At 56.4% G+C, this 12,399-nt stretch carries 8 protein-coding genes; 5 read left to right on the top strand and 3 right to left on the bottom strand.

The genetic code is table 11. The annotated features are described in order from the left end of the window. Positions 1 to 53 precede the first annotated feature (53 nt). Together parE and gyrA are read left to right on the top strand one after the other, a co-directional pair. Positions 54 to 2,039 carry a DNA topoisomerase IV subunit B gene (gene parE / locus DYE26_RS08855; protein WP_036623719.1) on the top strand — a complete coding sequence of 662 codons (1,986 nt, stop codon included), beginning with the start codon at positions 54 to 56 and terminating at the stop codon, positions 2,037 to 2,039. 13 nt (positions 2,040 to 2,052) lie between these two features. After that, positions 2,053 to 4,491, top strand: a complete 2,439-nt coding sequence (gene gyrA, locus DYE26_RS08850) for a DNA gyrase subunit A (RefSeq protein WP_036623718.1) — start codon at positions 2,053 to 2,055, stop codon at positions 4,489 to 4,491. Between the two features lie 735 nt (positions 4,492 to 5,226). Here the strand turns inward: gyrA and DYE26_RS08845 are convergent. Continuing rightward, positions 5,227 to 6,144 carry a LysR family transcriptional regulator gene (locus DYE26_RS08845; RefSeq protein ID WP_036623717.1) on the bottom strand — a complete coding sequence of 306 codons (918 nt, stop codon included), beginning with the start codon at positions 6,142 to 6,144 and terminating at the stop codon, positions 5,227 to 5,229. Positions 6,145 to 6,278: 134 nt separating this feature from the next. On the opposite strand from DYE26_RS08845, the gene DYE26_RS08840 reads away from it, so the two are divergent. Together DYE26_RS08840 and DYE26_RS08835 are read left to right on the top strand one after the other, a co-directional pair. Continuing rightward, positions 6,279 to 7,346: a branched-chain amino acid aminotransferase gene (locus DYE26_RS08840; protein WP_051985497.1), complete on the top strand. Its 1,068-nt coding sequence runs from the start codon at positions 6,279 to 6,281 to the stop codon at positions 7,344 to 7,346. Between the two features lie 508 nt (positions 7,347 to 7,854). Then, on the top strand, positions 7,855 to 8,265 hold the full coding sequence (locus DYE26_RS08835) for a MarR family winged helix-turn-helix transcriptional regulator (RefSeq protein WP_036628303.1): 411 nt from the start codon (positions 7,855 to 7,857) through the stop codon (positions 8,263 to 8,265). Positions 8,266 to 8,427: 162 nt separating this feature from the next. Here the strand turns inward: DYE26_RS08835 and DYE26_RS08830 are convergent, their stop codons facing one another. Further along, a complete protein-coding gene (locus tag DYE26_RS08830) occupies positions 8,428 to 9,192 on the bottom strand; it encodes an RluA family pseudouridine synthase (protein ID WP_036628302.1) in 765 nt (254 codons plus the stop codon). 6 nt (positions 9,193 to 9,198) lie between these two features. Further along, positions 9,199 to 10,062 carry a class I SAM-dependent methyltransferase gene (locus tag DYE26_RS08825; RefSeq protein ID WP_036623716.1) on the bottom strand — a complete coding sequence of 288 codons (864 nt, stop codon included), beginning with the start codon at positions 10,060 to 10,062 and terminating at the stop codon, positions 9,199 to 9,201. A 237-nt stretch (positions 10,063 to 10,299) separates the two neighbouring features. Between DYE26_RS08825 and DYE26_RS08820 the strand changes: the two genes are divergently transcribed. Further along, a complete protein-coding gene (locus DYE26_RS08820) occupies positions 10,300 to 12,054 on the top strand; it encodes an ABC transporter ATP-binding protein (RefSeq protein ID WP_036623715.1) in 1,755 nt (584 codons plus the stop codon). The last annotated feature ends 345 nt before the right edge of the window (positions 12,055 to 12,399 follow it).

Below are 12,399 nucleotides of genomic sequence, written 5' to 3'. Positions count from 1 at the left end.
ATGAAGTTGATCTTAAAAGAAGATTACATAAAGAAGTTAAAGGGGGAGCGTGAATGGCGGAACAAATCGATTTGTTCGAGGACGTCGCCGGACCGAATTCCGGCAAGCCGTCTTCGGGATACGACGCGGACGACATTCAAGTGCTCGAAGGGCTTGTCGCGGTACGCAAACGGCCAGGTATGTACATTGGCAGTACGAGCTCGTCGGGTCTTCATCATTTGGTATGGGAGATAGTGGATAATGCCGTCGACGAGCATCTGGCCAAGTTTTGCTCCAAAATCGACATTACCCTGCATAAGGACGGCTCGGTGACCGTTGTCGACAACGGGCGCGGCATCCCGACCGGGATGCACAAAACCGGCATTCCTACGCCGCAGGTCGTTTATACGATACTGCATGCCGGCGGAAAATTCGGCGGGGCGGGTTACAAGAAGTCCGGCGGTTTGCACGGGGTTGGCGCATCGGTGACCAATGCGTTGTCCGAGTGGCTGGAAGTTCATATTTACCGGGAGGGCAAAATCCACCGGATGCGGTTTGAATATTGGGTCGACGATAAAGGAATTGAACATGTCGGCGAACCGGTTACTGGACTTGAGGTTATCGGCAATACGAACAAAACCGGGACGAAGGTGACGTTCAAGCCGGATATTCGCGTGTTCACCGGCGGGATCGGCCTCAATTACGATACGCTCGCGGAACGTTTGCAGGAGATCGCTTTTCTCAACTCGGGCCTGAAGGTAACGTTAAAAGATGAGCGGTCCGACCGTTTCGACGAGTTTTTTTATGAAGGCGGAGCGAGCCAGTTCGTCGAGTTTCTGAACGACGGCAAAGACGTGCTGCACGACGTCGTGCATTTCTACGCCGAGCGGGACGACATCGAGGTGGAGGTCGCCCTCCAATATAATTCGGGCTACACCGAAACGTTGGCCTCTTTTGTAAACTCGATTCCCACAAGAGGCGGGGGGACGCACGAAACGGGCTTCAAAACGGCTTATACCCGGGTCATGAATGAGTATGCGCGAAAGAACGGCATGCTCAAAGAGAAGGAGAAAAACCTCGAGGGCAACGATTTGCGCGAAGGCATGATGGCCGTCATCAGCGTGAAGATGTCCGAGGTCGAGTTCGTCGGACAAACGAAGGACCAGCTCGGCAGCGCTTCGGCGCGCAGCGCGGTCGACGCCGTCGTCAGCGAGAAGATGGCGCTGTTCCTCGAGGAGAATCCGCAGGTCGCCCAGACGCTGATCAAAAAAGCGATCCAGGCCTCGAAGGCGCGGGAAGCGGCGCGGAAGGCGCGCGACGAAATGCGCTCGGGAAAGAAGAAGAGCGAGAGCTCGAACCTCGGCGGCAAGCTGACGCCGGCGCAATCGAAGGATTTTACGCGCACCGAGCTGTTTATCGTCGAAGGCGACTCCGCCGGCGGATCGGCGAAGCAGGGACGCGATTCCAAGATTCAGGCGATCTTGCCGCTGAAGGGCAAGCCGATGAATCCGGAGAAAGCGAAGCTGGCGGACATCCTGAAAAACGACGAGTACCGGGCGATCATTAACGCGATCGGCGCGGGGATCGGGACGGAATTTGCCGTGGAAGACAGCAATTATTCCAAGATCATCATCATGACCGACGCCGATACGGACGGAGCGCATATCCAGGTGCTGCTGCTGACGTTCTTTTACCGGTACATGAAGCCGCTGATCGATGCGGGCCGGGTGTATATCGCCCAGCCGCCGTTGTACAAAATCACCCGCCGTTCCGGCAAGCTGGAGACGGTGCGGTACGCCTGGAGCGACGAACAGCTGCAAAATTATTTGAAGGAATTCGGCAAAAATTTCGAGCTGCAGCGCTACAAAGGATTGGGGGAAATGAACCCCGAGCAGCTGTGGGAAACGACGATGAATCCGGAAACCCGGACCATGCTGCAGGTGCAGATCGAAGACGCCGCCAAAGCGGAGCGACGCGTGTCTACGCTGATGGGGGACAAGGTCGATCCGCGCAAGCGCTGGATCGTGGAAAACGTGGATTTCACGGAGTTTGAGGAATAGAAGGTGAATTGATGTGAGCATGCTGGAAAATTTTTTGCCGGCGTTTCTGGAAGAGGTTGTGGGCGACCGCTTTGGCCGGTATTCCAAATATATTATTCAGGACCGCGCGATCCCCGATGTGCGCGACGGGCTGAAGCCGGTGCAGCGGCGGATTTTGTACGCGATGTACGATGCCGGCAATACGCCGGATAAGCCGTACCGCAAATCGGCCAAAACGGTCGGGGACGTGATGGGGAATTACCATCCGCACGGGGACTCTTCGATTTACGAGGGCATGGTGCGGATGGCGCAGCCGTGGAAGATGGGCCATGTCCTGATCGACGGCCACGGCAACTGGGGCTCCCAGGACGATGATCCGGCGGCGGCGATGCGTTACACCGAAGCGAGATTGTCGCCGATCGCCATGGAAATGCTGCGCGATATCGAAAAACGCACGGTACCGTTCAAGGATAACTTCGACAACACGGCGAAGGAGCCGGTAGTGCTGCCGTCGCGGTTCCCGAACCTGCTGGTCAACGGGGTCAGCGGCATTTCGGCCGGGTTTGCGACGGAAATCCCGACGCACAATCTGCGCGAGGTGATCGATGCCTGCATTGCACTGATGGAAAAGCCGGGGCTGACGCTGGAGGAAATCCGTTTGTTCATCAAAGGCCCGGATTTCCCGACCGGCGGAATCATCATGGGCGAAGAGGGCATCCGCGAGGCTTACGAGACCGGGAAAGGCCGGATTTATCTGCGCTCGAAAACGGAGATCGAAACGCTGCGCGGCGGCAAGCAGCAGATCGTCATCACGGAAATTCCTTACCAGGTCGTGAAATCCCGGCTGGTGTCGGCGATGGAAAACATCCGGCTGGAGAAAAAGGTGGACGGGATCGCCGAGGTCCGCGACGAAAGCGGCCGGAACGGGCTGCGCATCGTCGTGGAGCTGAAGAAGGACGCGGATGCGCAGGGAATCCTCGCTTATTTGCTGAAGAAAACCGATCTGCAGGTGACGTACAATTTCAACATGGTGGCGATCGTCAACCGGGCGCCGCGCCAGCTTGGCCTTAAGGCGATGCTGGAAGCCTACATCGCCCACCAGCGCGAGGTCGTAACCTACCGCACGCAATACGAGCTGGAGAAACTGGAGGACCGCGCCCATGTGCTCGAAGGCCTCGTTAAGGCGCTGAACATTCTGGACGAAGTGATCGAGGCGATCAAAGCCTCCAAAAACCGCCAGGACGCGCAAAACAATTTGCAGTGGATGTTTGGCTTTACGGAGCGCCAGGCGGACGCGATTTTGACCTTGCAGCTGTACCGTTTAACCAATCTGGAAATCACATCGCTGCAGAAAGAGCTGGATGAGATCCAGAAGAAAATCACGGTGCTGCGCGGCATTCTGGAGAGCGACAAGAAGCTGATCGCGCTGATCAGAAAAGAGCTGCTGGAAATCCGCGAGAAATACGGAATCGACCGGCGCTCGGTGATCCAGGACGAAGTGGAGGAACTGAAGGTCAACCTGGAGGTGCTGGTGGCGCAGGAGGACGTGCTCGTCACGCTCTCGAACGAAGGTTATATCAAGCGGACCAGCATGCTTTCTTTTACGCGCTCCGGCGGCGAGCGGGACGGCTCCGGGGTGAAGGAAGGCGACTACATCAAACATCTGTTTGAGGTCGATACGCTGCAAAATCTGCTGATCTTCACGCAGCGGGGACAGTATTTCCTGCTGCCGGTCCATCAAATTCCGGAGTTCAAATGGAAGGACAACGGGACGGCGCTGGTCAACGTCATTCCGCTGGCCAAGGAAGACCGGATCGTCAGCGTCGTGCCGTTGCGCAGCTTTGACGAAGATGCGGAGCTCTCCCTGGTATTCGTGACAAAGCGCGGCCAGGTGAAGCGTACCGAGCTGAAGGATTACGAAACGAAACGCACCGGCGCGGTGGCGGCCTGCAAGCTGGGCGACGGCGATGAGGTGCTGAACGTGACGGTAAGCCGGGGACGGCAGGAAATTGTGCTGCTGACGAAGCAGGGGATGGCGATCCGGTTCGCCGAAAGCGAAGTTAATGCGATGGGCCGCGTCGCTGCGGGAGTGCGCGGCATCAACCTGAAGGACGACGACGAGGTCGTCGCCGCCCTTTGGGTGGAAGGCGAGGAAGGCGAAATTCTGGTCGTTTCCGACCTCGGCTACGGCAAACGCAGCCTGCTGCTCGATTACCCGCTCCAGAGCCGGGGCGGCAAGGGCGTGCAGACGTTCGAGTTCAAGGAAGGCAAGCGGGTCAAGCCGAACGGCAGCCGGCTGGTCGGCGGCATTCACTGCAAAGAGCCGGCGACGCTTACGGCGGTGACGAAGGAAGGCCAAATGCATAACTTCAGTTCGGAAGACGCGCCGCTCGCCGACCGGAAATCGATTGGCAAAGCGCTGGCGCCGATCGACAAAAACGATGAGATCGTCGATTTCTTCATTAAGGAATAAGGTGCAAACCAGTTGGAGGAACGGCAAAAAAAGCTTCGCGCGCGGATGTGCTCTCTGTGCAACGTGCGCGAAGCTTTTTGCCTTGCGGTGTGAATGCGGCTAACCAGTCAGTCGGTGTGGAAGGGACAAGCTCCATAAGTCGGATATTGTGATTGGAACTATCCAATAGAATCGAGGACTTAGTGGCAAATATAGCGGCTGATCGGATATTTCCAATGGGGCCCCCAATTGCGAGCGGTTTCCGGCAATCTATTGGATTTCTCCAACCAACACCGCCCAACCCAGGCCCAGGCACCGGGAGGCGGCTACCGGGCATGAACGCCCTTATTGGTCCGAAAAGACAGCGTTTCAAATTCTAAAAGCACAGGTGCGTTCTTATTTGGCTAAAAAGGCCGAAAAGTCCACTAGCGTTGCATTTAAATCTGGCAAAATACATTTTCGGGGCACACCAATATTCTAACGGTTGCCACAGGCGCTATTAGTTCCAATACGGTTGATTTCAAATTGTAACGGTTGCCATGGAGCTTATTTCGCTGAAAACCGGTAATCCTTGCTTGGATTCAGGCAAATAGCGTCGCTCACAACCGTTAGATTTCCAGCGGGCGGACAGTATCGATTCGAAAGCCAACGCTTGTAAAGAAACCTTAAGCAAAAGTTTCATGCAACGCCAGTGCAAAAAGAGGAACTAAGATGTCAAATAGGGCGAATCGGCCCGAAGCTGTGAAGCGTTCCGGCCTACCCGCTCAGATGCCGGATAAATGCCTCCAGGGTGGCGTCCATAAACGTATTTTTGCGGTAGACCAAACCGACTTGTTTGCGCGGAGCCGGCTCGGCAAGCGGAATGATGGCGATATCGCCAAACCTATCGCCAAACCCATCGCCGGAGCCGTCGCCCAATCTCCCCATGAGGGTACCGTCCAGCGTCCAGGCGTAAGAAGCGGGAAGAATCGTTCCGCCGACATTGCTGCGGGCCATCCGCACCTGGGAATCCATGGTTGACAGCTCCATCACCGGCTTCAAGGAGATGCCGTTGGCGGCGCAGGCCGCATCAAACAGCTGGCGCACGAAAAATTTGGGCGGGAACAGAATGAGCGGAATGCGGCTCAGTTGTTCGAGCGGCACTTCGGGCAGCTCGGCGAGTTCATGCCGGCGGGACGCGACAAGCACGAGTTCCTCGTCGAACAGCGGCCGGCTCACGAGTTGCTCGTCCTCCAGCGGCAGAAACACGACGCCGAGATCAAGCTGATTGCCGAGCAGCCCGGCGTGCGTTTCCTCGGTGGCCAGCTCGACCACGGACAGCTTGATGCCAGGGTACTGCCGATGGAACGAGATCAGCTTGCTCTCGAGCAGATGGTTGCCGGAGCAGCCGATCCTCAAGTGGCCGCGCTTCATGCCGCTGAGCTGGCCGATTTCCAGCTTGGCCTGCTCCAGCTCGTAAATGACGCGGCGGGCATGCTCCATTAGTACTTGTCCCGCTTGGGTCAAGTAATTTTTTTTACCGGAGCGTTGAAACAAAGGAGTGCCCAACTCCTGTTCGAGGAGCCGGATTTGGTGGCTGAGCGTAGGCTGGCTAATGCCGAGCCGGTCCGCGGCTTTGGTAAAATGCAGCTCTTCCCCCAAGGCGATAAAGTATTCCAGCAAACGATGCTCCACAATGCAACCTCCGATTTTTCATCGTAATAATAGATAATTTCTATGATTATAATCGATATTATGTCATTGATCAATGAAAGGGATATCGTTATAGTAAATAAAACACAATTGGATAAGAAAAGAGGATGCGAAACATGGATCAGTTGAAAATTACGCTTAATTCAAACAAAAAACCGATGCCGCCTGCGGATCAGCTTGGTTTTGGCCGGTATTTTACCGATCATATGCTGCTGATGGATTATTCGGAAGAAAAAGGCTGGCACGACCTGCGAATCGTGCCTTACGGACCGCTATCGCTGGACCCGTCGGCGACGGTGTTTCATTATGGTCAGGAAGTGTTCGAAGGCATGAAGGCGTACCGTACACCGGAAGGGAACGTTGTTTTGTTCCGGCCCGAGATGAATTTGCGGCGGATGAACGCATCGTGCGTCCGCATGGGTATGCCCGGGCTCGAGGCCGGCCCGGTCCTGGAGGCGATTTGCAAGCTGATTGAGCTGGATGAGGCCTGGGTTCCCGAAGGCGAAGGGAATTCGCTGTACATTCGTCCCTTTATGATCGCGACGGAAGCGGGCCTCGGGGTCCGGGCAGCCCGGGAATATCAGTTTATCGTGATTTTAACGCCGGTCGGGGCCTATTATTCGGAAGGAATCCATCCGGTGCGGATTTATGTGGAGGATCAATACGTGCGGGCCGTGCGCGGAGGCACCGGCGAGGCCAAGACGTCGGGGAATTACGCATCCGGGCTCAAAGCCCAGGAGGATGCCAAGCAATTCGGATTTTCGCAGGTGCTCTGGCTGGATGGGGTGGAGAAAAAATACATCGAAGAAGTCGGCAGCATGAACGTGTTTTTTAAAGTGAACGGAAAGGTGGTTACACCGGAACTGAGCGGAAGCATCCTGGCGGGCATTACCCGGGATTCGGTGCTGCATTTGCTGCGCGAATGGGGGATTCCGGTGGAGGAGCGGCGCATCGGCATCGACGAGCTGTTTGAAGCCGGCCGCCGGGGCGAGCTGGAAGAAGCGTTTGGGACAGGGACGGCGGCGGTCATTTCTCCAATCGGCTGGATGAAATGGGAAGACCGTGAAATAGAAATTTCCGGGGGCAAAACGGGAGCGCTTTCCGAGAAATTGTACAACGAACTCACCGGAATTCAGCGGGGGGTGTTCCGTGATCCTTACGGCTGGAGACATGCTGTTAAATAAAACGAATCTATATAAGTGGCTCAACCTAATAATCAGCGCTTGACAGGGAGGCCGATAACCGATCGTGGCAAGAAATATCGGCAGATCAACATCCGCTGTCCGGACGCTTTGCACGATTATCCCATTTGATCCGGAAGCAGAGAGGAAGATAAATTCAGGAGAAGAAAATAGGTTTGTGATTAGCCCCCACCCTCTACCCTCTGAACAAAAGGGATAATTGTGCAAAGCAGCATGCAGGGATACCAAGACACGAACGCTATCATAATTCATTTTGTCAAGCACTGGTCTCGGTTTTAAGCCATATAAGTTGAACTAAAGAAATGGCGTGAGTTAGGCAAGAGTGTGAAATGATTCTGAGAGGAACCGAATCAAAACGGTCATCCGCCCGGCAGCCGCCGGCCGCGGATGGCCGTTTTTGGCGTTCATCTGAATCGGCGGAGCGGACAAGCAGGAATTTCCACTTTTGAAGGCGAATTTATTTTATGATGTGAAGCAGGGAGGGATAGGATTGCATACCGCTGAATTTGCCAAATTGCTGGATCTCATCGTGAAGGATTATCAGGACCATATGGAGGAGGAACTGGCTCCGACGCTGACGATGTCGCAATTAAACGTGCTGGAGCTGCTCACGCAGCAGGGCAATCTGAAGCCATCCGATTTGATTCCGCACTTATCGACGACGCCGGCGGCGGTAACGATGCTGCTGGACCGGATGGAACGGGGCGAATTGATCCGGCGCGACCGCGATGAACATGACCGGCGCAACGTCTGGATATCGATCACGGAAAAAGGACAGCAAGAGGTAGAGCGCGGCGTATCCGTTAGGAACGATTATTTGAGCGGCGTGCTTGACCGCATTTCGACCCACAATCAGCAGCTGCTTGTTTATTTATTGGGGAAAATTTCCGGTACGAAATAACGGCATAACAGCGGCAAATCAGGCGCGAACCGAGGCGCGAATTAAGGAGCCAAACCAAGGAGCAAACCAAGGAGCGAACCAAGGAGCGAACCAAATAGAGGCGGGATGTTTGGATTACCGGAAATCCAAACATCCCGCCGTCTTGTTGTTGCCGTCCAAACCTCAAAAACCGTTATCTCCCGCCTGAAGCATTGCCGCCAGATTGGTGTATACGCGCTCCTCCCACTGCTGCCAGGGATACTGGCGGGGCGGCAGCGAGACCAGGTCGACGGGCTGCTTGCCGACCGGATGCAAAAAACCCACATACAGCGACCATAAGGCGATTTGCTGGCCGGGTTTGTTCAAGGCCGCGCCGTATTTCTGGTCGCCGTACAGCGGGCAGCCGATCCGGCTTAACTGCACGCGGATCTGATGCGGCCTGCCGGTGTGCAGCTCCACCTGCACCAGGCTAAGGCGCTCCTCGGCCGACACGCCGAGCACTTTATAATCGAGCCGCGCCTCTTTGCCGCCCGGCGTCCCGGCCGGAACGACGGCCACCGTATTGGTGCGCTCGTCCTTCAGCAGCGTGTCGGTCAGACGCCCCTGGCGCTGCGGTGGAGTGCCGTGCACGACGGCCACGTACGTTTTGCTGAAACGGCGGCTGCGCACCGCTTCGGCCAGCCGCGAGGCCGCTTTCGACGTCTTGGCGAAGATCATCGCGCCGCCGACGGGGCGGTCCAGCCGGTGCACCAGCCCCAGGTAGACGTTGCCGGGCTTCCGGTAGCGCCGCTTGAGATCCTCCTTCAGCAGGTTCAGAAGATCCGGGTCACCGCTGGCATCCTCCTGGGTCGGCACGTTCACCGGTTTTTCGATCCCGAGCAGATGGTTGTCCTCGAACAGGATGGCCATCTCCGGCTGTCCCGTCGTCCGTTTTGCTCCGGCATCCATCATCGTTTACTCCTCCCAGCGCCCGAGAATGCCGCAGGGCAGATGCAGTCCGGATGCGGTGATCGGCAGGCCCAGCTCCCCGGCGGAAATCCGCCCGCCGAACCGGCGCTTCACGGTCATCGATAAGATGTTGTGCAGCACGGTTGGCGATATCCCGGTCGTATAAGAGTTGATCAGGAAAAACAGCGGTTTGTCCGATAAAATCGACAGGCACGATTCCACAAACGGATACAGGCTTTGCTCCAGCTTCCACATCTCGCCGCCCGGGCCCCGCCCGTAGGACGGCGGGTCCATGATGATCGCGTCATAGCGGTTGCCGCGCCGCTGCTCCCGCTGCACGAACTTGAACACGTCGTCCGTAATGAAGCGGACCGGCCGGTCGCCAAGGCCGGAGAGCGCCAGGTTCTCTTTGGCCCATTGGACCATGCCTTTGGCCGCGTCGACGTGCACGACCGAAGCGCCGGCGGAAGCGGCCGCGACCGACGCGCCCCCGGTGTAAGCAAACAGATTGAGCACTGAAATCGGCCGGCCCGCCGCAGCGATCTTGTCCATCATCCAGCGCCAGTTGGCCGCTTGTTCCGGGAACAGCCCGGTATGCTTAAAGTTGGTGGGGCGAATATAAAATTTCAGCCGATCGTAGGAAACGGTCCAGCGGTCGGGAATCTGCTTCTTCATTTCCCACTGGCCGCCGCCGGAGGAACTGCGGTGATAATGGCCGTGCACGTCGCGCCACCGTTTGTCCTCGCTCTCGATCGGCCAGATGATTTGCGGATCGGGCCGGCGCAAAATCACGTCGCCCCAGCGCTCCAGTTTTTCCCCGTTTCCGGTATCCATCACTTCATAATCTTTCCAGTCATTTGCTACGTACATGGTTACGATCCTTCCTTCCGCCGCCGTTAAGCGGCTTTCCCTCCTGGGAAACATGTCCTTATTACGTGTTGATTCGGTAGTTATTGTACCTTATTTTTCTGTCCGCATGCCAGCGTCCATGAAAACTTCTTCATTTTATAGACTATTTATGATACTCTTTTTTCCAAGTGCCCCCGGATTAGGCGAACCGTGCCGAATGTCTTGAATTCATTCAGTATTGATAGGGGAGAGAGAAAGATGCTGCGACGTTTTTTTTCGTATTACAAGCCATATAAAAAGCTGTTCCTGCTGGATTTCACCTGCGCGGTCGTGGCGGGGCTGCTGGAGCTGGGGTTTCCGATCGCCGTGAACCAGTTCGTCGACAAGCTGCTTCCGGGAAAGGACTGGTCTCTGATCGTATGGGCTTCCGCGGCGCTGCTCGGGATCTACGTGCTCAACACGGTGCTGAACTATATCGTGACGTATTGGGGGCATATGCTCGGGGTCAACATCGAAACGAATATGCGCAAAAAAATGTTCGACCACCTGCAAAAGCTGTCCTTCCGCTTTTTCGACAACCATAAAACCGGGCACCTTATGTCGCGCATTTCCAACGACTTGGACAATATCGGGGAAGTCGCCCACCACGGGCCGGAGGACCTGTTTATCGCCGGGATGACGCTGGTCGGCTCGTTCCTGCTCATGCTGGCGATCAATTGGAAGCTGGCGGTGCTTACGTTTCTGGTTGTGCCGGTGCTCGTCTGGGCCGCGCTTTATTTTATCGGGAAAATGACCAAAACGTATCGCGGGTTGTTTTCGGCCTTGGCCGATTTCAACTCCCGGGTGGAGGAGAATATCGGGGGCATCCGCGTGGTCCAGGCGTTTGCCAACGAAGAGCACGAAAAGGCGCTGTTCAACGAAAACAACCAGGCTTATCGCGCGACCAAACTGCGTGCTTACAAGATCATGGCCGGCAGCTTGTCGGTCAACTATATGCTGATGCGGCTCGTTTCTTTGTTCGTAATGGTCTGCGGCACCTGGTTCGTCATCCGCGGAGAGCTGTCCTACGGCGAATTCGTCGGATTTCTGCTGCTCGCCAACGTGTTTATCCGGCCGATCGAAAAAATCAACGCGATCATCGAAAGTTATCCGAAAGGGATTGCCGGGTTCAAACGGTACGTGGAGATTATGGACACCGCGCCCGACGTGGCGGATGCCCCGGATGCGGCGGATGCCGGAAAGCTGAAGGGCGACATCGAATTCGACCGCGTCTCCTTCGCCTATGAAGGCAAGGATAAGGTGCTGGACGGCATCAGTCTGTCCATCCGGGCCGGGGAAACGGTAGCCTTCGTCGGGCCGTCGGGCGCGGGCAAAACGACGCTCTGCAGCCTGCTGCCGCGCTTCTACGAAGTGGACGGAGGCAGGATCGCCGTTGACGGCAAGGATATCCGCGGCCTGAGCCTCGCCTCGCTGCGCCGCAATATCGGGATCGTGCAGCAGGAAGTGTACCTGTTCTCCGGCACGATACGGGAAAATATCGCCTACGGCAAGCTCACGGCTAGCGAGGAGGAAATTTGGGAGGCGGCGCGGCGCGCCCAATTGGAGGATTTTATTCTAGGCCAGCCGGAGGGCATGGACACCGTGATCGGCGAGCGCGGGGTGAAGCTGTCCGGCGGACAAAAGCAGCGGCTCGCGATTGCCCGGATGTTCCTGAAAAATCCGCCGATCCTGATCCTCGACGAAGCGACGTCGGCGCTCGACACCGAAACCGAGCTGGCGATCCAGCAGTCGCTGGCCGAACTGTCGGCGGGCCGTACGACGCTGGTCATCGCGCACCGGCTGGCGACGATCAAAAATGCCGACCGCATCGTCGTGGTAACGGAGGAGGGCATTTCGGAGCAGGGACGCCATGACGAGCTGATCGCCGCCGGCGGCCATTACAGCCGGTTGCACCGGGCGCAGTTCGGAGAGATCAATGCCTCGGCTTCGGCTTCGGCGGTCTCGCGCGGCTGAGCCGAAATGAAGCGCGGCCTCGCCAGGAGGCCGCGCCTGCATTTTTGCGGAAGCCGCGGAAATAGCGGTAAATAATGGCTTTATTTTCTCTAAAAAGAGAAGTTTATTATAATAGAGGAATTTTTTACCGCTATGTTTGGAAAATGCGAGCAAAGAGGTGTATTTCCCTGCCTGTTAGCAGAAATAGGTATAAAAAATTCCGCTATTTTGTGAGGGTGGGGCAAAAATCCAAAATTAACGCCACAATTTACCGTTATTTCCGGCAGACAGCAATGACAGATAGCAGCGACAGCGGCAGGCAGTGACAGACAGCAGCAGACAGCAGCAGACAGCGGCAAACAATGG

The sequence above is a fragment of the Paenibacillus macerans genome, from assembly GCF_900454495.1.
Lineage (GTDB): Bacteria > Bacillota > Bacilli > Paenibacillales > Paenibacillaceae > Fontibacillus > Fontibacillus macerans.
Note: the sequence above shows the minus strand (reverse complement) of the source record. Positions and strands in the feature narration are given on the sequence as shown.

What these genes read in the sequence shown, in the direction of transcription:
- parE (WP_036623719.1), top strand. Translation starts at nt 54, where the DNA reads ATGGCGGAACAAATCGATTTGTTCGAGGACGTCGCCGGACCGAATTCC.
- DYE26_RS08840 (WP_051985497.1), top strand. Translation starts at nt 6,279, where the DNA reads ATGGATCAGTTGAAAATTACGCTTAATTCAAACAAAAAACCGATGCCG.
- DYE26_RS08830 (WP_036628302.1), bottom strand. Translation starts at nt 9,192, where the DNA reads ATGGATGCCGGAGCAAAACGGACGACGGGACAGCCGGAGATGGCCATC.
- DYE26_RS08825 (WP_036623716.1), bottom strand. Translation starts at nt 10,062, where the DNA reads ATGTACGTAGCAAATGACTGGAAAGATTATGAAGTGATGGATACCGGA.
- DYE26_RS08820 (WP_036623715.1), top strand. Translation starts at nt 10,300, where the DNA reads ATGCTGCGACGTTTTTTTTCGTATTACAAGCCATATAAAAAGCTGTTC.